This is a genomic window from Bacteroides sp. Ga6A2 (assembly GCF_000702225.1).
Taxonomy (GTDB): Bacteria; Bacteroidota; Bacteroidia; order Bacteroidales; family Bacteroidaceae; genus Ga6A1.
In genome coordinates this window covers 22,909-43,240 of sequence record NZ_JNKX01000026.1, presented here as the reverse complement: position 1 = coordinate 43,240, position 20,332 = coordinate 22,909, and the positions used below count along the sequence as shown (strand labels likewise).

The following is a 20,332-nucleotide window of genomic DNA, read 5'->3' as shown; positions in this document are numbered from 1 at the left end:
CAAAATTTGGATGCAAAAATAGTGGAAATCAGTTAAATTTGCAAAAATATCATCGCAAAAATGAATCAATTCTTTGTAATTTAAAAAAAAGTAACTATTTTTGCAACCCGATTGACAAGTTGAATAATAACAATTAAAAAATTCATACAATGAAGAGAACATTCCAGCCTTCTAACAGAAAAAGAAGAAACAAGCACGGTTTCCGCGAGAGAATGGCAACAGCTAACGGCCGCCGCGTATTGGCATCTCGCCGTGCTAAGGGTCGCAAGAAATTGACTATTTCTGACGAGTTCAACGGAAAGAAATAATTCGCTTGTTGTTAGCAAGACACAATGAATTATAAAGAAGCAAAAGGTTTTCCAAAACTTTTGCTTTTTTTTTGCGCTTATTTTTGTATTTTTGCCACGCATATAACAAACTATATAAAAAGGTATGACTTTTAAAGAATTCTTCAAAGGACAGAAGAGCCGTTTCTTCTGGCTTAACATAATAGCGATGGTGGGCGTTGTTGTATTGCTCATAACTGTTACCCTGTATGGCATTGACTCATATACTCACCACGGCGAAAAGATTACCGTTCCGTCTATTACCGGAATGAACAGCAGCAAAGCTGCGCAGATTTTGGACGAGGCAGGACTGGCTTACGAGATTGTAGACTCAACATACCGCAAAGACATGGCTCCGGAGAGCGTGGTGGAACAATCGCCGACAGCAGGCAACTTTGTGAAGAAAGGACACATCATTTACCTTACGATAAATCAGACGAAGACTCCAACCATAGTTCTGCCCGACATTGCCGACAACGCATCGCTGCGCGACGCTCAGGCTAAACTCGAGGCTCTTGGCATAAAGACCGGACCAGCAGAACTGATACCGGGCGAGAAGGACTGGGTTTACGGAGTTAAGTACAAAGGCAGAAAGATATCCGCAGGCGACCGCATCCCTTCATCGGCAACTCTCGTGCTGATAGTTGGAAACGGAGACAGCCACGCATCGGCAGACTCTACAAGCAACAAGACTGCCGTGGCTGAGAGCGAAGAGCCCGCGAATGAGTAGTAGATAAACAGATAGTTAAATCTCTTAAAGACGATTATGATTAACGAAAACGACGAATTTGAAATACCGGAATCAGAATATGAATTGGGCGAGGACATAGGCGACATGCTGGGCGACGAAGGTGACGAGGAATATGCCGAAGGAGGCGACAGCGTATATGAGCACTTCCGATTCACTGCCGACGGTAAACAATCGCCACTAAGAATAGACAAGTTCCTTGTCGACCGTCTGGCAGGAGTGAGCCGCAACCGCATTCAGGCAGCGGCTGATGCTAACTATATCCTTGCAAACGGAAAGCCAGTAAAGAGCAACTATAAAGTAAAGCCGTACGACATCATCCAGATGATGTACAACCGTCCGCGCTACGACAATGAGATAATTCCGGAGGATATTCCGCTAAACATAGTGTACGAGGACGACTCGATAATCGTTGTAAACAAGCCTGCCGGACTTGTGGTTCATCCGGGCTGCGGAAACTACAGCGGAACACTCGTAAACGGCATTGCATGGCACTTGCGCGACGACCCTTACTACGACCCTAACGACCCGGGCGTGGGACTGGTTCACCGCATTGACAAGGACACGAGCGGACTTCTGGTGGTGGCTAAGACCATCGAGGCAAAGACATTCCTCGCAATGCAGTTCTACAACAAGACAACGAAGCGCGAATACAACGCACTCGTTTGGGGAAACATAGAAGAGGACAAGGGCACGATTGTTGGAAACATAGCCCGAAATCCTAACGACCGTATGCAGATGACCGTCTTCGACCCCGAATCGGGCATCGGAAAACATGCCGTTACGCACTACGAGGTGCTCGAACGCTTCGGCTACGTTACCTTCGTGAAATGCGTGCTCGAGACTGGCCGTACACACCAGATTAGAGCGCACATGAAGCACATCGGCCATCCGCTGTTTGCCGATACGCGCTATGGCGGCAACGTTATTCTGCGAGGCAACCAGAGCAGCAGTTACCGACAGTTCATCGCCAACAGCTTCGATGTGTGCAGCCGTCAGGTTCTGCATGCCAAGACACTGGGATTCCAGCACCCTATAACCCACGAGGACATGTTCTTCACATCAGAGCTGCCCGACGACATCGTCCAGCTTCTTGACAGATGGCGCACCTACATGGGCGCAAAGAAAGATAACGAAAATTAACACATATTACTAATTTATATTTATCAGAAAAAGTGAAAACAATTGCTATTGTTGCTGGCGGAGACTCATCTGAACATGATGTGTCAATGCGTTCCGCTCAGGGTATCTTCTCGTTTATGAACCACGACAAGTACAAAGTTTATGTGGTAGAGATTAAAGGCACTGCGTGGGAAGCGATTTTAGCCGACGGCAAAAGAGTTGCCGTTGACCGTAACGACTTTTCTTTCAGCGATAACGGAAAGAAAATTACTCCAGACTATTGCTACATAACAATACACGGAACTCCGGGCGAGAACGGAATACTTCAAGGTTACTTCGACCTTATCCGTATGCCTTACTCAACGAGCGATGTGCTTGTAGAGTCTATGACTTTCAACAAATTCACGCTGAACCAGTATCTGAAGGGCTTCGGCGTTCCGGTGAGCGAATCGCTCATTGTGCGAAAAGGTCAGCAGATGCCTTCTGACGAGGCAATAATCGCCAAGGTAGGTCTGCCATGCTTCGTAAAGCCTAACGCAGGCGGCTCAAGCTTCGGCGTTAGCAAGGTAAAGAAGACCGAAGAGCTTCAGGCAGCCATCGCCAAGGCAATGAACGAGAGCGACGAAGTGATGATTGAGGCAGAGATGAAGGGAACGGAGATTTCTGTTGGCTGCTTCAAGACAAAGAAGGGCAACGTTGTTCTGCCAGCCACCGAGGTAGTTTCGGAGAACGAGTTCTTCGACTATGATGCCAAGTACAACGGTCAGGTTCAGGAGATTACGCCTGCCCGCCTGTCGGACGAGACAACAGCCAAGGTGCGCCAGATGGTTTCTGAAATCTACGACATTCTGCACGCCAACGGCATAATCCGCATAGACTTCATCATTACAAAAGATGCCGAGGGCAACGACAAGCCTATGCTGATGGAGATTAACACAACACCAGGCATGACTGCCACAAGCTTCATTCCGCAGCAGGTAAAGGCTGCCGGTCTGAACATGGGCGACGTGCTGAGCGACGTGATAGAAAACCAGTTCTAACAACCGACTAACAACTTTAATCATGACTATTCCTGAAGAATTCAACGACATACGGCCTTACACTCCCGAGGAGTTGCCAGCCGTGTATCAGGAACTGATAGCCGACGAGGAATTCAAGGCTGTGATGGCAAAGGTGATGCCCGACGTTCCGTTCGAGATGCTTGCAAAGCAGCTTCTGCAGTGCAAGACCAACCTCGAATTTCAGAAAGCACTCGTCTACCCTCTCCTGAAGAGTCTCGTAGCAAAGTGCGGCAAAGGCATGGAGATGAATGCCGACAGTCTTACCCACCGCGACAAGCATCATACCTTCATCTCTAACCACCGCGACATCGTGCTCGACTCGGCACTTCTGTCGGTTCTTCTTGTAGACAATGGCTTCGACACAACGGTAGAGATTGCCATCGGCGACAACCTCCTTATCCGCCCTTGGATAAAGAAGATTGTACGCATAAACAAGAGCTTCATTGTACAGCGCGCACTAACCATGCGCCAGATGCTTCAGGCATCGGCTACGATGAGCCGATACATGCACTTTGCCATCAACCATAAGAACGAGAACATCTGGATGGCGCAGCGCGAAGGCAGAGCCAAGGACAGCAACGACCTTACTCAGGACAGCATCCTGAAGATGCTTGCAATGGGCGGCGAGGGCGACATCATAGACCGTTTGAAGGACATGAACATCGTTCCGCTGAGCATCTCGTACGAGTTCGACCCATGCGACTATCTGAAAGCCAAGGAGTTCCAGCAGAAGCGCGACAACCCTGACTTTAAGAAGAGCCAACAGGACGACCTCGACAACATGAGCATCGGCATCTACGGATTCAAGGGACATATCCACTATCACACCGCGCCTTGCATTAACGAGTGGCTCGACACTATTGACCGCAGCACTCCTAAGACCGAGATTTTCGGCATGATTGCAAAGCACATCGACAAGGGTATACACTCGAACTACATGCTCTATCCTTGCAACTACATCGCGATGGACGAGCTTACAGGCTCGGACTCATCAGACAAGTACACAGCCGAGGACAAGGCTTTCTTCGAGAAATATCTGGCAGGACAGATTGCAAAAATCGACCTCCCGAACAAAGACGAGGCATTCTTGCGCGAGCGCATACTTACAATGTATGCCAACCCTGCAATAAACAAGGCAAAGGCTTTGTAGCATAATATCAGCAACCTATATGGCGGAGTAATCTAAATGTTCGATTACTCCGCTTTTTTATTGCAAAATAATCAACGTTTTTTTAGGAAATAACAAAAATAATAGTTTATTTTGCACCTCAGTAGAACAGAGGGGTGCCCTGAACGTCTTTCAAGGCTGAGATTATACCCTAAATACTTGATCCGGCTAATACCGGCGAAAGGACATGTTTCAAAGCCTCACCGCACACTTTGTTTCTACAGAATTTAGAACGAAACAAAATTCATTGTGCATGAAAATAACCGTAAACAATAAGGAAACTGAGTTCGACGGCACAAGCGTGAGCGACCTTGCCGCACAGCTCCAACTGCCCGAAAAGGGCGTGGCAGTAGCCGTAAACAACGAGATGATTCCGCGCTCGGAATGGAGTGCCACACCGCTTGCCGAGAATGCCAACGTGGTGATAATAAAAGCCGCTTGCGGCGGATAATATTCTGAAAAACTTAAACTTATATAAATGGAGAAATTAGTAATTGCTGGCAAGGAATTTGGCTCGCGCCTGTTTCTTGGCTCTGGAAAGTTCAGCTCAAACCAAGTGATGGAAGAGGCTATCAAGGCTTCTGGCACAGAGATGGTTACACTTGCCATGAAACGCATTGAGCTTGACGACAAAGAAGACGATATGCTTAAGCACATTGCCCACCCAAACATACAACTTTTGCCTAACACATCGGGCGTGAGAGATGCCGACGAAGCGGTATTCGCCGCACAGATGGCGCGCGAGGCTTTCGGCACTAACTGGCTGAAACTCGAGATTCATCCCGACCCTCGATACCTTCTGCCCGACTCTGTAGAGACTCTGAAGGCTACCGAGAAGCTTGTAAAACTGGGCTTCGTGGTTCTTCCATACTGTCAGGCAGACCCCGTTCTGTGCCGTCAGCTCGAAGAGGCTGGCGCAGCAACCGTAATGCCATTGGCTGCCCCTATCGGCACAAACAAGGGTCTTGAAACAAAGGAGTTTATCCGCATCATCATCGAACAGGCTGGCGTTCCAGTGGTTGTAGATGCAGGCATCGGCGCACCAAGTCACGCAGCCGAGGCAATGGAGATGGGCGCATCAGCATGCCTCGTAAACACGGCAATATCGGTTGCAGGCAATCCTGTTGAGATGGCAAAGGCTTTCAAACTGGCTGTAGAGGCTGGCAGAATGGCTTATGAGAGCGGACTGGGCGCAGTAACATCGGGCAACTTGGTGGCATCGGCATCATCGCCGCTAACCGCCTTCCTTAACGACTAACAGAAAGATAAAGATGTTTTCAGACGAATTGGAAAAGATTGACTGGGACGAGACAACCCGGAAAATCATGTCGAAGACCGATGCCGACGTGCGACGCGCGCTGACAAAGAGCCATTGCGACGTTGAGGACTTCATGGCCATGCTCTCTCCCGCCGCCGAGCCTTATCTTGAACAGATGGCTCAGCTGAGCAAGAAATATACCGAGGAAAGATTCGGCAACACTATGTCGATGTTCATTCCGCTCTACATAACCAACTCGTGCTCAAACTCTTGCGTCTACTGCGGATTTCACGTCAGCAACCCAATGCCGCGCGTAATCCTGACGCCAGAGCAAATTGAGAACGAGTACAAGGCGATAAAGGAGATTGCACCTTTCGAGAACATTCTGCTTGTCACGGGCGAGAATCCGGCAAAGGCAGGAGTGCCCTATCTGGCAAAGGCTCTCGACATTGCAAAGAAATATTTCTCGAACCTAAAGATTGAGGTTATGCCTCTCGCTGCCGAAGAATATGCCGAGTTGCGCGAGCATGGTCTGAACGGCGTTATATGCTTTCAGGAAACATATCACAAGGCAAACTACAACATTTATCATCCGCGCGGCATGAAGAGCAAGTTTGAGTGGCGCGTAAATGGTTTCGACCGCATGGGACAGGCTGGAGTGCACTCCATAGGCATGGGCGTGCTGATTGGACTGGAGAAGGAATGGCGCACGGACATAACGATGATGGCTTACCATCTGCGCTATCTTCAGAAGAAATATTGGCGCACTAAATACTCGGTTAACTTTCCGCGTATGCGCCCGGCACAGAACGAGGGCTTCCACCCTAACTGCTACATGACGGACAAGCAACTTGCTCAGGCTACTTTTGCGATGCGAATCTTCGACCACGATGTAGACATCAGCTACTCAACACGCGAGCCTGCCTTCATCCGCAACAACATGGCTATGCTTGGCGTTACCACTATGAGTGCCGAGAGTCGCGTAAATCCGGGCGGATATCATACTTATCCGCAGGCTTTGGAACAGTTTACGGTGAGCGATAACCGCAAGGTTGGCGACATCATCGCCTCGCTGAAGGCTGTAGGCCGCGAGCCTGTATGGAAGGACTGGGACGCAAGTTTCGACCATAAGGCTTCGTAAGAAACTTGAAAATTGAGAATTGAAAGTTGAAAATTTTAATTGACAATGGACAATTGACAGTTGACAATTTTTCTTTTGAGAGTTGAAAATTGAAAAATTCAGAATTAACAGTTCTTTTTAAAGAATTTAGATTTTCGAGTTTCTACGACTTTTTACAACCGCAACAACACAATCAACTTTTATACAATAGCAAGACTCGCAACCGCCTTATGTGCAGTTGCGAGTCTATTTTTTTCGAATTTATCAAAATGTGGAATTTTGATGATTATTTTGTGACTGACTTCGTCACCAAGTTAAGACAAACTTGTTGTCCTAACTCTGTTAACTTGCTATTGAATGGGCGTAAGATTTCGGCTTGGGTGTGACTTTGGAATTTGTAGTTTCCACCGCTGAAAAATATTATGTTTTTCCTTTTTAAAGACTTTTCCATCCCAATTGAGGTTCTTGCCTTTTACATAGAGATACGGACATTTTACCTTACATCGCGAAAAGAAGATATCGTTGATTTCGGGTAGAAAGATGTCGATTCTATTTGTTTCCTTGTCAATACTCAGTTCTGAATAATAGAAAAATATAGAAGAATAACTTTTACGTTCTATCGTTGTTCCTCCGCAATGAACTTTTGGCAATACAGTTGGATGAATGCTGAAAATATATCTGCTACATTTTGGAATAGTCACCTTGTTATCTCCATTTACATTGACTCGATATAAAACATCTTTAGAAGCATTATATCCAACCCAGATATCCAAGTCTTTATGTTTATAAGGCATTATAAAGTAGATTTTTACAGAATCATCGTCACGCTTCTCATAAGATTTTTTTACAGACCACGTTTTGTAACAATCATCACGATTTATAGCCTTTACCTTATAGCTATTCTCACCTGCATTTTTGATTGAGCATATTGCAAGAGTATCAAAACCATACCTACACGAATCCACAGGAGACATAAGATACATTTTCTCACCAGATACAATAAACCTCTCTCCGTCATTGTTTTGATATCTGCCATCAATGCTCTGCGAGAATGACTGAAGGCAAGCTAACAACAGAAAGAACAGAATTTTTATTTTCATTTACCGACTATTTTTTGCAAAAATATCACATTTCAGTCCATAAGATGGACTTATGCTATAGTTTTCAAATCCGAATTAAGAATAATTAACATAGAAAAGCAAATAAAGTCTTATTTAGCATTACATCATAACGTCTTATAATTTGTATCTTTGCCCACAATTAAACTCAAACGAAACCCGTACAAAAACAAGACCAACATGAAGCATTGGCTTTACATCATCGCATTATTTTGTATTTTTGAGACAGCATCGGCTCAATATATCAACATGCCATTTCCAGAACATCGTCACTCGTACATATACCAAGAAGCAAAGAAAAAATACGGCAAAAGAATAGAGGGTATTCATTGGAATTATATCGACAGCTTACAATACAACAAAAACAATGACACGATTTTCATTATGCAAGAGGCTGGAATTCTTGGTGAATTTGATTTCATAATATGGAACAGCAAGATGTTCCTATTCTATGGCTTTGAAAACAAAACCTTTGTAAGAGTTGACAGAACAGGTTTATCAAAATATGCAATACAATTGGTAAACGACTGGAACATCGATAAAATTAAAGAAGAAGATGCAAAAGGAGCGAGAACTATTCCCAGCTATTCTATTGATGCCCTAAGAATTATCCTAAAAAATGGGAATTGTACAGTCGACTATATAGATTTTGTCAACTTTGACAATGATGAAAACAGAGATATAGACTATTCTGAGATATCACTGGACTATATCTATTCACAAACTCGGGATTAAATCGAGAAACTACGGTTAACGCGATTACTGAGCGGAGTTTCTTTCTGCGTCTATTCCCCCCCAAAAAAACTTTTCCCGAACGAGAGCGCATCTATAAAAAAAACGCCTCGGCTTGCCAACAAAAAAACAAGCCGAGGCATTCTAAATAAAAAGAACTATATTTTCACGGCAGTACCGCTACAGCTTACCATAAGCATGCTGCCCTTTGCGCCTATAGCCTCGTAGTCGAGGTCGATGCCAACGATGGCATTTGCGCCCAGTCTTGCGGCACGCTCGCTCATCTCCTTCAGCGCAGCTTCCTTTGCCTCGATAAGCGTCTGCTCGTAGCTCGAAGAACGACCTCCGAAGAAATCGTGCAGCGATGCTGTAAAATCCTTTATGAAATTGGCTCCGATGATAACTTCGCCAGAAACCAAGCCCAGATACTGCTGTATCTGATGGCCTTCGAGTGTTGGTGTTGTTGATAATAACATGATAATTACGATTAAATGATTATTTTTTTCTGCTGAAAAACTATCGGTCGAAACTTACCGCCTCGCCTATGCAACTGCGGTCAACGCCTTGCTTGATGTCGAACACCTTGTTGCCGTTGCAGTAGGTTGCATAAACCTGATGATGAAACTTTCTGCCCTCGAGCGGACTCCATCCGCACTTGCTTATGATGTCGCCCTGCTTCAGAGTCCATTCCGCCTCGCGAACGATAACGAAATCGGCCTTGTAGCCCACTCTTATGTAGCCCCGGCGACGGATGCCGAAGAGCGATGCCGGGTTATGGCACATCAGCCTTGTTGTCTGAATGGCAGCCTGCTGGCGGTCGTTGTTGCAGAGTGTCGTCATGAGGTCGAGCATCGATACGAGCGAGAACTGAAGCATCGGCATTCCGCTCACCGCCTTGGCGCATCCTCCCTCCTTCTCGCTTAGCAGATGCGGAGCGTGGTCTGTGCCCACAACGGCAATGCGTCCGTCGAAGAGTGCTTTCTGAAGTGCCTTCTGATGCTGCTCGCCCTTGATGGCAGGATTGCATTTTATGCGTGTACCGAGGGTCTGATAGTCGGCATCGTTAAACATAAGATGCGACACGCAAGCCTCGGCTGTGATGTTCTCGAACTTATCTTCGCCATTACCGTTAAGAGCCGCCTTAGACTTCGGGATGAGTTCGAGTTCGTCGGCAGTTGTGATGTGTGCCACATGCAGTCGCGCGCCAGTCTCCTTTGCCAGCTTCACGGCAAGTTCTGTGCTCTTGAGGCAAGCCTCAACGCTTCGTATCTCGGGATGGAACTTAACATCGGGATCCTCGCCGTGGTGCGATTTGTACTCGGCCATGTTGGCGTCGATAATCTCTGTATCCTCGCAATGGGTCATTATCGGCAGAGGACTTTCCTTGAATATTGTCTTGAGCGACTCGTAGTTGTCTACAAGCATATTTCCGGTTGATGAGCCCATGAAGACCTTTACGCCGCACACCTTTTTCTTGTCGAGTTGCTTAAGCATCTCGGTATTGCTGTTCGTTGCTCCGAAAAAGAACGAATAGTTAACGTGACTGCACTCGGCAGCATGGCGGAACTTTTCGTTAAGGTCGTCGATGCTCACGGTCTGCGGCTTGGTATTAGGCATGTCGAAGAAGGTTGTAACGCCTCCCGCGGCAGCGGCAGCCGATTCGCTCTCCATATCTGCCTTGTGGGTTAGTCCGGGGTCGCGGAAATGAACGTGGTCGTCAATCACGCCCGGCATCAGCAACATTCCTTGGCAGAAGATAATTTCAGCCCCCTGCTCCTGTGCCTCGTGCACAAAATCGTTGTACGCGGCAGCACCTTCATCAATATATACAATCTTGACAATAATGTTATCATAGACCAAAACGGAGCCCATTGCACATGTGCCCTCGTTTACAATCATAGCATTGTAAAAAAACTTTTTTCCCATGGTTTCAGAAATTCACAGATGCAAATTTAATGAAACCTAAGTTAAAAAACAACCAAAATTTATAAATATTTACTATCTTTACGGCATTTTAAAAGCATTAACGTATGAAGAAACTATTTTTTCTGTTTTCGTTCCTTGTGACAAGTATGGCAACGGTAGTTGCACAGGTTGAACGTCCGAAAATTGTTGTAGGCATTGTTGTTGACCAGATGAGATGGGATTACCTGATGCGCTACAACGACCGCTACTGCGACGGCGGATTTAAGCGCATGATGCGCGAGGGAGTGAGTTGCAACAACATGATGATTAATTACATCCCGACAATCACAGCCGTGGGACACACGTGTATCTTTACCGGCTCGGTGCCTGCGCTCACGGGCATCACGGGCAACAGTTTCTTTATTGAGCAGGAGCAGCGCAAGATTTACTGCTGTCAGGACGATTCTGTCGAGAGCGTAGGTTCTAAGAATGCAGCCGGAAAGATGTCGCCTCACAACATGCTCGTAACAACCATCACCGACGAGTTGCGTCTGGCTTACAACTTCCGCAACAAGACCATAGGCATTGCGCTGAAAGACCGCGCCGCCATTCTTCCGGCAGGACACACAGCCAACGGAGCATATTGGTACGACACAAAGGATAACTGCTTTATTACAAGCACTTACTATATGAACGAGTTGCCTAAGTGGGTAAAAGATTTCAACAAGCAGGAACTGGGCAAGAAATACCTGAAACAAGGCTGGGGCAACCTACTCTTCGACGAGAGCACATACGTTCAGAGCACGAAGAAGGCTAGTCCTTACGAAGCGGAACTCGACCCTAAGGAGATAAAGAACTCGCATTGGGGCAACAACCTTACCCTCGCAATGGCAAAGGCTGCCATAGAGGGCGAAAAACTCGGTCAGAACGGACTTTGCGACTTCCTGACCGTTAGCTTCTCGGCTCCCGATGCCATCTCACACTTGGTTGGTCCAAACTCAATCTTGATGGAAGACTGCTATCTGCGCCTCGACCGCGAACTGGCTGACTTCTTCAGCTATCTCGACGGAAAATTCGGGAAAGACGGATATCTTGCCTTCCTCACAGCCGACCACGCCGGAGCGCACAATCCGTCGTTCCTTATCGACCACAAACTGCCGGGCGGCGCATGGGACGACAAAACCGTATGCAAGGAACTGAACAAGGCGATAAACGAGAAATTCGGCTTGAAGGACGACGTAGTGATGAGCGCGAAGAACTATCAGATTCATCTTAACTACCGCACCATCGGCGAGCAGAAGGCTGATGTCGCCGCTCTTAAGAAGTTCATCATAGAGCAGATGCTGAAGCGTCCCGACGTTCACTACGCATTCGACATAAACAATATGCCCGAATATCTGCCTGCACGACTGAAGGAGCAGGTTGCCAACGGCTACAACCCTAAGCGCAGCGGCGAGATTGCACTCATTCTCGAAAACGGATACAGCGAAATTATAGACAAGCGCAACGGCATTTATCTGGGCAACAGTCACGGCGTATGGTCGCCTTACGACGCGCACATCCCATTCATGCTTATGGGCTGGCACGTTCCGCACGGCGTGGCCGACAACCGCACACACCACATCACAGACATATCTACAACCGTTGCCAACATGCTGGGCATTCAGATGCCAAGCGGATGTCTGGGCGACGTTATTGAGTGGAAATAACGATTATTAACGACTAAAAATGGACACATATCATGAAAGAACTTGAAAAACGAATTGCCGAAGAAGGAAAGTATCTTCCCGGCGGAATACTGAAAGTTGACAGTTTCATCAACCATAAGATAGACCCTCAGTTGATGCACAGCATAGGCAAGGAAATTGCTGCCATGTTTGCCAACAGCGGAATAACAAAGGTAATGACGGTAGAGGCAAGCGGCATCGCCCCGGCCATTATGGTTGGCTTGGAGATGAGTCTGCCTGTTGTCTACATCAAGAAGGCAAAGCCAAGCACCATGGATAAGTGCTACACAACCGTGGTTCACTCGTTTACAAAGGCTAAGAACATAGACCTTGTGCTGGGCACCGACATGCTGAGCAAGGGCGACAAGATTCTGTTTGTCGACGATTTCATTGCCAACGGCAACACTACTCTGGCAGCCATCGACCTTATCCATCAGGCTGGAGCAGAGATGGTTGGCTGCGCCTTCCTCATCGAAAAGGACTATATGCAGGGACGCAAGCGCATCCTTGAGCAGTACCCTAACCTCAACATCAAGAGTCTCGCCATTGTGCAGAGCAGCGAGATTACCGAACAAGACAAGAAGTTTATGCAGATTGCCATAGACGCATCTGTCGAGAACGTGAAGAACGGCGGCGGTCCGTTTGGCGCGGTAATCGTTAAGAACGGCAAACTTATTGCCACAGGCGTTAACCGCGTGACGGCGAACAGCGACCCAACGGCACACGCCGAAGTCTCTGCAATCAGAAACGCGTGCCAGAAGCTGGGCACTTTCAAACTGGACGGATGTGTTATCTACACCTCGTGCGAGCCTTGCCCTATGTGTCTGAGCGCGATTTACTGGAGCGGAATAAACAAGATTTACTACGGCAACACGGCTGTCGATGCCAAGGACATCGACTTCGACGACCAGTTTATCTACGACGAGATTGACAAGCCTGCCGATTCGCGCAACATTCCTTCGATATGCCTGCTGCGCCACGAGGCTCAGCGCGCCTTCCGCGACTGGCGTCTGAAGGTTGACAAGATTGAATATTGATTTTTTATCGATACAGACAAAATATCGGGCGGAAAAGCGAAGAATGAAGAATCCTTCTGTTTTCCGCCCGATTTATTATTTTGCAAGGCTGTGCCTTGTGGACATTACTAATGGCTATGGGGTAAGACAAAACTACCCCCAGGAGTAGGAACGCAAGCCTGTCTGTTTGTCGCTTTTTTTACAGCAGTCCTTTGCTTCTTACATCAACGATGTAATCTCATCCCTGCTTAGTCCTGTAGCTTGCATGATGGAGTCGATTGGAAGTCCCATTGCAAGAAGATTCCTGGCTATATCATAGCGTCCTTTTTTCTCGCCTTCTGCTATACCTTCTACACGACCTTCCGCTATGCCTTTCTCCATACCTTTGTCAAAGCCTTTCTCCATTCCTTCTTTCAAACCTTCTTTTAAGCCTTTGTCAAAGCCTTCCTTCAAACCTTTTTCTATGCCTTCCTTCAAGCCTTTTTCTATTGCATAGTCCATTACGCAAATGGTGTCGCGGTACTTGCGGATGCCCTCATCATATTTCATGCGCTCCTCTTTTGAGAGGGCGCTTATATCTGCTATCTCTGCTATCTTGGCAAAGACAGAGTCCTTTGCCGCAAACGGCATTCTTTTTAATGCTTCCATATTCTTCAATACGTAAATCCAACGTTCAAAATCATTATCGCACTCATCTGCCTGTCTGTCGAAATACGGCAGCTGCAGGTATATCATCCTAAAGTCGTTCGAGAAAACCTCCTTTGTCTGCATATCCATCAGTACGGCATCCGTGCGGAACTTTGTGCCTATGTCGTCTATCTTGAAGTTCAAAAATGCGACGAGATAAACCGATTTGATGTCGTACTTCCATTCCGCCCCTCTTTCTCCCTGACGGGATATTGCCTCAGACACATAGTAGATGCTTCGCTTCTTGAAGAAGGGCTGCTCCTTGTTCTGCATCTCCACGATGATATGCTCGCCGTCAGTCGTCTTGCAGTATATATCGTAGATGAGCGAACGGTCATCCGCATACATGGCAGGCTGCTCCTTGTCGAGAAACGTGATGTCCACTATCTCCTTCTCGCCGGCCAGAAGGCTGTTGAGAAAGTGCAGAAGCAACGGCTTGGAGACCTCCTGTCCGAAGATTCGCTTGAAACCAATGTCCGTGAACGGATTGATGAACTTTGCCATACAATACAAGTTTTACTGTTTCGGGCGACAACGTGCAAAGCGCCTCGCACTCATAAAATAGTGCATGTCAGCCATTAAAGGCTGGCGCAGGGTCTTTGCCCCCTCGAGTGCAAAGTTAGTGTTTTTCCTGAAACATACAAACAAATCAAACAATTTGTGATTTGCAATCACCACACTTTCTGCTGATGCTATCGGCTACAACTTTTGCATTAGGCTGAAACATTACAAATGCCATCTGATTAATACGCACGGAGTCGGAAATCCGAGCGAGCATGATTGGCGGCATTTGCATCGCTATTGATGCAAGGTTGTGCCTTCGCCACCATACTGATGATGGCGAAAACTATTATTGATATTATGTGTTTCATTTTTTCAAACGAGTCATTTCATTTTAAAAAATCTCGATATATATCATACAATACTGGCAATGTGAAAAGCAAAAATGTAGTCCCTAACAAATAAACGAGAACTATAATTGTACCTATTTTCCTATGCCTTGGAGATTCGCCTTTAAACTCATTATTTATAGCTTTCCACTTTTTCTTATTGTAAAAAAGGGGAAAATGTAACCCCAAAAATACAATTGCGATAAGACGCATATTATAAGCATGCCAATCTGGCCATACATCGAATGGAGTAAATGTATGAACAATAAACAATATTAATAGAATCAGGGAAAAATGAATATATCCCAAAATTAAAACAGTGTTAACTACAGGCGTATCTTCTCGAAAGTGATACAATCTATAAATTAAATATCTATAAAATTTACAAAGTGGTAACATATCAATACATTTACATTCTGTTACAAAATTAGCAAACTTTTTCAAAATACAGCAAATATGGCCTTTATTTACTACGCTTGATGAATAAGAAAAACGAGGTGGTGTCTCCGAACGAATCCCGAAGATTTGTGAAAACAAACAGAGAATGACACAAAAGACTATGTATGGATCCTACTCTCGGGGATCACCATCATCAACAACCATTCCCTTTATTATTCTGTTTTGCGAAAAGACAGAACAGGCAGATGATAGCATCATCAAGAATACGAGAACATTCCTACACTCGCATTTTATGGCGCGAATTATGCCGATTTCGTTCATAGACTTAAACCCAAAACGGTCATTAGAAAAAATAAGTAGCAAAATGTAAGTTGGTTTAATCATTCAGAGTCAATCATTAGCACTTTTTGCTTATATTTTTTATAGGCTCCGGATACTTATCTGAACATTATGTAAGGCATAATTTCTAATGACCGATTTGGGTTAAAAGGATTGTTAACATCGCAAAAATAAGAAAAGTTTTTCAAAATGCAATATTCATGTTCTTTATTTACAACTTTTCCCTATTCTGCTTCTCGCCTCATTATATACATCTACATACACATAAAACTGCCTATAAGGAAATGATGATGGCGAAGATTATTGTTGATATTATGTGTTTCATTTTGGTTTACTATTTTAACGTAACTATATAAAACATTAGTACAAAAGAAGATATTGAAAGAATAATAGGAATTGAAGCTTTTTCATATCTACACTCTTCATCCTTCCATTTCTCTTCTAATTTAACATCATAGTTCTTAAAAATATAAGGAAATACTAATCCTATTACAAATAGGCATAAAGCAACATTCGAAATTCCGAGTATATTACGTTCAAACATTGGTATCTGCAACGAAAAATGATATTCTATAAGTCGAACTATTATTTCTATCAACAAAGACAATGTAAAGAAAAACAAAACACAACCATCCTCATAAGCAGACATTCTCGGAGGAAGAATATCCCTAAACAGTCTGCAATATCTATACAATAGATAATCAAACGGCAATTTAATATATTCAAAAATTTTCATATTTATCAAAATTAATAACTTAACACGAGAAGAGCACTATTTTAAGTCCTCACCGACTATGTAGTTCATACCTTCTATGAATATCCATCCAAAGAAATATACCATTTGTAAAACCGCAAAGATTGCAATCAATTTACACAACATAATGTCTTTTAGACCGCTATTATAAACACAAAAGCAATATGGCATACTAATGAAGAAACTAATAAACTTTAATTTATGCCTCTTAACATTCATAATCTTATAATCCTTTCTTATAATAATTGTCAGAGAAAGACATATAAGAAATAGTACATATAAGGCAAGGCCGGCATAAAAAACATCACCTAGTTCGTGGCTACCCAAATTAAAATATCCAAGTTGAAATAATACTATCATAATACATCATCTTTAATATCCATATATACGCCAGTTCGGGATAAGAAAAGGCCATAAAAGTTGGTAATCTCGCTAATTATTTGTATCTTTATAGCTGAAAACAAACAAGTTACAAAACAAAAAGCGATGATTACCAATGACAAAATTACAGAAATTTTCTGTATTATCGACGAGTTTGACAAAAATTTGAACGAAGAATAAGACAACTGGAACTGTTTGAACTGTAATCTTATCCCGAACTGGCGTATTCATGTTCTTTATTTACAACTTTTCCCTATTCTGCTTCTCGCCTCATTATATACATCTACATACACATAAAACTGCCTATAAGAAAAAAAACAATCATTCGACTTCTGTCTTGTCTGGAATAAGTAAGCCTTTTCTTGCGAATGCCATCAGGCGTTTCAGCGTTTCAGCGTTTCAAGCGTTTCAGAGGGTATATTTTTGTTTCAAACCCTTATATTATATATATAACTAATTAATAATAAATAAGTTATATATTATAAAGAAAGAAATTGAAACTACCATAGGGGTAGCTGAAACGCTGAAACGCCGAAACGCTTACACATTAAATCACACATTATCAATAACTTGCCATTTTCACTAAGGGCATGAATCGCAAAATAACGGCATAAAAAAAGCAAAAGCAATGCGGAAAAAGGCAAAAGCCACCCCATATCCGCATTTGAACAGGCAGAAAAGACATTTCTCCCGAACGAATCCCGAAGGCATAGCGAACAGAAAAGCCCAACTCTCCGTTTCGAAAAGAGTTGGGCTGATGTATTTTCAACTGTTTATTTCCCTAAAAAGGCAGAAATCAGTTTGCCAGAATCTTGGCTGTATGCTCGTTTCCGTCGGTATCGACAGCCTTGAGCAGATAGATGGCGTTTGGCTTTACGCCGCCCATCGGAAGGTTGCTTATCAACTCTCCGCCGGCATCGTTGTTCTCGAATACCAGCTTGCCCTCGGCTGAGTAGACCTTATAACTTGCAATCCTTACGGCTGACAGTTCGGTTGGTATGCTTATGCCCGTTGAAGATGCTCCCACGGCGATGTTGAGCAGACGCTCGTAAGACGAGCCTTCGGCATCCACTACCTTCATCTTTACCGATGCTATGCCCGATGCCGAGCCTGCCTCTACGGTTACCTTAGAGCCATCGACCTTTGCCGTTACGTTTCCGCTGTTGCTTACAGCCGTGAAAGACGGCGAGTTGACATATCCGGCAAAATACTTGGCTGCGTCGATGGTCTCGTGCTCGCCCGGAGCCATTAGCAGGTAAGGGTGCGAGATGAACTCAAGGAAGTCCTCGAGCTGAGTCCATCCGTCGCGGTCGGGGTCGTCGTTATTGTTTGGCACGTTAGGATTTGTGTCCACAATCTCCTCGAACCAGTCAGGAATTCCGTCCTTGTCGGTATCATAACTGTCGGCACGACTTTCCTCTGGGTAGACCTCATATCCGCCACAATCAGCCTCGCTGTCTATCTGACCGCGAATCTTGCTCTTGCTTCCGATGTAGGTGTAGGTTTTGTTTACCGTTTCGGAGATTATGCGCTGGTCGTGCGCGTCGAAGAAAGGCATCGTTGCCCCCACATCGCTACACACGCTCTTGAACGCCTCCTCGGCACTCTCAATCTTGGCATACGACGGGAAGAAAGGCTCGCTAACCCACGCGTTCCAGTTGTAGTCCTGACCGCCGCTGAGTTCGTAGCGATAAGTGTCGCCCTCCTTGTCGGCAGTCTTCGTGCCGTTATAGTTCTCGCGAATGTTGCCGCTTATGTAGTAACTCTGCGTGCCCGAGCCTGTACCCTCGAACTGTGCGCGCAGCAGATATTTCTGACTTGTGTCGATGCCCATGCGGTAGTAGTTGCCTACGAAGTTAACCTCGTGCGCTCCGCCGTCGGTTGCACGTGCGCCCCAGTTGTAAACCACGTTGTTAAAGATGTCGAGCCTGCCGGCATAGCTTCCTGCGCCGTCAAGACCGCCACCCAGGCTCCAGTTTCTGCCGTAGTTGTGAGCCAGCAGATTGTGGTGGAACGTAGCGATGTCGCCACCGATGGTTGCCGCATAGCCGTGGTTTGTGCCAGCACTATAGTTCTGATGGTTGGCAATGCCGAGAGCCTCGGCAATCATGGTGCGCTGAAGGGTTATGTTATGCCCGTTGCGAGAAGAGAATCCCTCGTCGATAGTCCACGAGATTGAGGCGTGGTCGAGGATGCTGTTGTCGCAGCCAGCCATTCCGATGCCGTCGGAAGTATGGCCTGCGCCTTTTCTCAGTCGCATAAAGCGCACGATGCTCTCAGGACCAACGCCAAACGGATTGTTACTGAAGCAGATGCCGTGTGCCGGAGCAGTCTGGCAGGCTATGGTTACATACTCGTCGGCGCAAGCAAGGCGTTCTTTCAGTTCGATGATGCCCGACACATCGAACACGATGGTTCTCGGCCCGGAAAGTTTGGTTATTCCGTAGCGGAAAGAGCCTGGTTCTTCGTTATCTGCAAGAGTGGTTACATGATACACCTGACCGCCACGTCCGCCTGTGGCAAAGCGTCCGTATCCCTCAGCATCGGGGAATGCCAGTTTGCGCGGACGGAATCGCCAGATGTCGCCCTCGTAAATCTTGCCGTCGGCATCTTCCTCATCTACACGCCAAAAATAGGTGTCGAGGCTGTATACGTTCGACAGTTTGTATTGCGCATCGGTAAGAACAGCCACCTTTTTGAGGTCGGTTTCAGATGTTCCGACATAAAGATGATGCTTCTTTGCCGTCCATGCCGGAGTCCATGTAAGGACGAGCGAACCGCCGTCGGCATCGGCGTGGAACTCGCGGTTTTCGGGATAAGGCGTCGTAGCCGTGGTGAGCGGATTCGGACGGTCGAACACAAGCGCATTAACCACAACCGCGTTGTTGATGTAAGTCTTTCCACTCTCGGGCTTGGTTATGTATCTCACAACCACCGTTTCGCCCTCATTTACCGTAAAGGTTGCATAAGAAAGTCCCGACTGCGCCTCGGTCTGCGCCCTGATGGTCTGCGCCACGCCGCTCTGAACGGTCTTTCCGTTAACCACCACATCTATCGGCGGATACTCACCCGTGAGTCCGTCGGTATTATTGTGATAGGCTGTGATGGTGTGAGTTCCGGCAGGCAGTCCCTTTATGGTAAACTGAAGTCCCATGCTCTGGTCGGCAGAATATGTGTAGTTGCTCTGGTCGTCGAGAATAACCGAGTATATTCCGTCGCTAACAAGTTTTGAGTATTTGCTGCATCCGTCCTTCCACCAGTTACAGTTTACGGCGTTGCCGACAAGCCCTGGCGCAGACTCTACAAGAATGCCGATGCTCGACGAGTTGTCGGACATCAGAAACGAAGTCTCGTCGGAAATCTGGCGACCAATCGCCCATCCCGAGAAATCGGGCTCAAGAACCTGCGCTTCGTTCTTGTTTGGCAGATTAAAATCAATCTTCTGCGCATACGTCTTGCCAACGCTCATAGCCGCGAGCAAGACCAATATAGTTTTCGTTTTCATGGTAATAAAAAAAATAATATCACGGCAAAAATAAAAAAACATAATCACACCGCAATAAGAAAAATAGTATATCTTT

17 protein-coding genes, 1 pseudogene and 1 riboswitch are annotated in these 20,332 nt (G+C 45.8%); of the genes and pseudogenes, 12 read left to right on the top strand and 6 right to left on the bottom strand.

Going from position 1 to position 20,332, the window contains the following annotated elements; all coding sequences use genetic code 11:
• The first annotated feature begins 149 nt into the window (after positions 1 to 149).
• From rpmH to thiH, 8 genes are all read left to right on the top strand, one after another.
• Complete coding sequence (gene rpmH, locus T538_RS0107740) at positions 150 to 308, top strand: 50S ribosomal protein L34 (RefSeq protein WP_031533060.1); 159 nt, start codon at positions 150 to 152, stop codon at positions 306 to 308.
• 124 nt (positions 309 to 432) lie between these two features.
• Positions 433 to 1,056, top strand: a complete 624-nt coding sequence (locus tag T538_RS0107735) for a PASTA domain-containing protein (protein ID WP_031533062.1) — start codon at positions 433 to 435, stop codon at positions 1,054 to 1,056.
• Between the two features lie 105 nt (positions 1,057 to 1,161).
• A complete protein-coding gene (locus T538_RS0107730) occupies positions 1,162 to 2,217 on the top strand; it encodes an RluA family pseudouridine synthase (RefSeq protein WP_051655959.1) in 1,056 nt (351 codons plus the stop codon).
• A 32-nt stretch (positions 2,218 to 2,249) separates the two neighbouring features.
• Positions 2,250 to 3,236 (top strand): D-alanine--D-alanine ligase, encoded by a 987-nt coding sequence (locus tag T538_RS0107725; protein ID WP_031533064.1) that lies wholly within the window; start codon positions 2,250 to 2,252, stop codon positions 3,234 to 3,236.
• Between the two features lie 22 nt (positions 3,237 to 3,258).
• The gene (locus T538_RS0107720) at positions 3,259 to 4,407 is read left to right on the top strand and encodes a 1-acyl-sn-glycerol-3-phosphate acyltransferase (protein WP_031533066.1); all 1,149 of its coding nucleotides are present in this window, start codon (positions 3,259 to 3,261) and stop codon (positions 4,405 to 4,407) included.
• Between the two features lie 120 nt (positions 4,408 to 4,527).
• A riboswitch (TPP riboswitch) is annotated at positions 4,528 to 4,629 on the top strand.
• Between the two features lie 49 nt (positions 4,630 to 4,678).
• The gene (gene thiS / locus T538_RS0107715) at positions 4,679 to 4,876 is read left to right on the top strand and encodes a sulfur carrier protein ThiS (protein ID WP_031533067.1); all 198 of its coding nucleotides are present in this window, start codon (positions 4,679 to 4,681) and stop codon (positions 4,874 to 4,876) included.
• A gap of 27 nt (positions 4,877 to 4,903) precedes the next feature.
• Entirely contained in the window at positions 4,904 to 5,683 is a 780-nt protein-coding gene (locus T538_RS0107710; RefSeq protein ID WP_031533069.1) for a thiazole synthase, read from the top strand.
• 13 nt (positions 5,684 to 5,696) lie between these two features.
• A complete protein-coding gene (thiH, locus tag T538_RS0107705; RefSeq protein ID WP_031533070.1) occupies positions 5,697 to 6,824 on the top strand; it encodes a 2-iminoacetate synthase ThiH in 1,128 nt (375 codons plus the stop codon).
• A 329-nt stretch (positions 6,825 to 7,153) separates the two neighbouring features.
• Here the strand turns inward: thiH and T538_RS0107700 are convergent, their stop codons facing one another.
• Positions 7,154 to 7,903, bottom strand: coding sequence for a hypothetical protein (locus tag T538_RS0107700; RefSeq protein ID WP_031533071.1), 750 nt, complete (start codon positions 7,901 to 7,903; stop codon positions 7,154 to 7,156).
• A gap of 198 nt (positions 7,904 to 8,101) precedes the next feature.
• Between T538_RS0107700 and T538_RS0107695 the strand changes: the two genes are divergently transcribed.
• Positions 8,102 to 8,656 carry a hypothetical protein gene (locus tag T538_RS0107695; protein ID WP_031533073.1) on the top strand — a complete coding sequence of 185 codons (555 nt, stop codon included), beginning with the start codon at positions 8,102 to 8,104 and terminating at the stop codon, positions 8,654 to 8,656.
• 155 nt (positions 8,657 to 8,811) lie between these two features.
• Here T538_RS0107695 and T538_RS0107690 read toward each other — a convergent pair whose 3' ends face one another.
• Both T538_RS0107690 and T538_RS0107685 read right to left on the bottom strand, forming a co-directional pair.
• Positions 8,812 to 9,129, bottom strand: coding sequence for a YbjQ family protein (locus T538_RS0107690; protein WP_031533075.1), 318 nt, complete (start codon positions 9,127 to 9,129; stop codon positions 8,812 to 8,814).
• Positions 9,130 to 9,169: 40 nt separating this feature from the next.
• Positions 9,170 to 10,579, bottom strand: a complete 1,410-nt coding sequence (locus T538_RS0107685) for a dihydroorotase (RefSeq protein ID WP_031533077.1) — start codon at positions 10,577 to 10,579, stop codon at positions 9,170 to 9,172.
• A 104-nt stretch (positions 10,580 to 10,683) separates the two neighbouring features.
• Here T538_RS0107685 and T538_RS0107680 point away from each other — a divergent pair, with 104 nt between their 5' ends.
• The 3 genes and pseudogenes from T538_RS0107680 (at position 10,684) to T538_RS19205 (ending at position 13,322) form a co-directional block, all read left to right on the top strand.
• Positions 10,684 to 12,267 (top strand): alkaline phosphatase family protein, encoded by a 1,584-nt coding sequence (locus T538_RS0107680; protein ID WP_031533078.1) that lies wholly within the window; start codon positions 10,684 to 10,686, stop codon positions 12,265 to 12,267.
• Between the two features lie 32 nt (positions 12,268 to 12,299).
• Positions 12,300 to 12,842 (top strand): annotated as a pseudogene (gene xpt, locus T538_RS19210) (xanthine phosphoribosyltransferase); the annotation flags it as partial.
• 6 nt (positions 12,843 to 12,848) lie between these two features.
• A complete protein-coding gene (locus tag T538_RS19205) occupies positions 12,849 to 13,322 on the top strand; it encodes a nucleoside deaminase (RefSeq protein ID WP_369794981.1) in 474 nt (157 codons plus the stop codon).
• A gap of 198 nt (positions 13,323 to 13,520) precedes the next feature.
• Here the strand turns inward: T538_RS19205 and T538_RS0107670 are convergent, their stop codons facing one another.
• The 3 genes from T538_RS0107670 to T538_RS0107650 form a co-directional block, all read right to left on the bottom strand.
• Complete coding sequence (locus tag T538_RS0107670; protein WP_031533081.1) at positions 13,521 to 14,492, bottom strand: Rpn family recombination-promoting nuclease/putative transposase; 972 nt, start codon at positions 14,490 to 14,492, stop codon at positions 13,521 to 13,523.
• A 239-nt stretch (positions 14,493 to 14,731) separates the two neighbouring features.
• The gene (locus T538_RS19130) at positions 14,732 to 14,860 is read right to left on the bottom strand and encodes a hypothetical protein (protein WP_255347267.1); all 129 of its coding nucleotides are present in this window, start codon (positions 14,858 to 14,860) and stop codon (positions 14,732 to 14,734) included.
• Positions 14,861 to 17,547: 2,687 nt separating this feature from the next.
• A complete protein-coding gene (locus T538_RS0107650) occupies positions 17,548 to 20,256 on the bottom strand; it encodes a hypothetical protein (RefSeq protein ID WP_197025763.1) in 2,709 nt (902 codons plus the stop codon).
• Between the last annotated feature and the right edge of the window lie 76 nt (positions 20,257 to 20,332).

Bases quoted from the DNA above. Each gene is read 5' to 3' on its own strand.
- T538_RS0107670 (WP_031533081.1), bottom strand. From the start codon at position 14,492: ATGGCAAAGTTCATCAATCCGTTCACGGACATTGGTTTCAAGCGAATC.
- T538_RS0107710 (WP_031533069.1), top strand. From the start codon at position 4,904: ATGGAGAAATTAGTAATTGCTGGCAAGGAATTTGGCTCGCGCCTGTTT.
- T538_RS0107695 (WP_031533073.1), top strand. From the start codon at position 8,102: ATGAAGCATTGGCTTTACATCATCGCATTATTTTGTATTTTTGAGACA.
- T538_RS0107700 (WP_031533071.1), bottom strand. From the start codon at position 7,903: ATGAAAATAAAAATTCTGTTCTTTCTGTTGTTAGCTTGCCTTCAGTCA.
- T538_RS0107720 (WP_031533066.1), top strand. From the start codon at position 3,259: ATGACTATTCCTGAAGAATTCAACGACATACGGCCTTACACTCCCGAG.
- T538_RS19130 (WP_255347267.1), bottom strand. From the start codon at position 14,860: ATGAAACACATAATATCAATAATAGTTTTCGCCATCATCAGTATGGTG.
- T538_RS0107735 (WP_031533062.1), top strand. From the start codon at position 433: ATGACTTTTAAAGAATTCTTCAAAGGACAGAAGAGCCGTTTCTTCTGG.
- rpmH (WP_031533060.1), top strand. From the start codon at position 150: ATGAAGAGAACATTCCAGCCTTCTAACAGAAAAAGAAGAAACAAGCAC.
- thiS (WP_031533067.1), top strand. From the start codon at position 4,679: ATGAAAATAACCGTAAACAATAAGGAAACTGAGTTCGACGGCACAAGC.
- T538_RS0107650 (WP_197025763.1), bottom strand. From the start codon at position 20,256: ATGAAAACGAAAACTATATTGGTCTTGCTCGCGGCTATGAGCGTTGGC.
- T538_RS0107680 (WP_031533078.1), top strand. From the start codon at position 10,684: ATGAAGAAACTATTTTTTCTGTTTTCGTTCCTTGTGACAAGTATGGCA.
- T538_RS0107690 (WP_031533075.1), bottom strand. From the start codon at position 9,129: ATGTTATTATCAACAACACCAACACTCGAAGGCCATCAGATACAGCAG.
- T538_RS0107685 (WP_031533077.1), bottom strand. From the start codon at position 10,579: ATGGGAAAAAAGTTTTTTTACAATGCTATGATTGTAAACGAGGGCACA.
- T538_RS0107730 (WP_051655959.1), top strand. From the start codon at position 1,162: ATGCTGGGCGACGAAGGTGACGAGGAATATGCCGAAGGAGGCGACAGC.
- thiH (WP_031533070.1), top strand. From the start codon at position 5,697: ATGTTTTCAGACGAATTGGAAAAGATTGACTGGGACGAGACAACCCGG.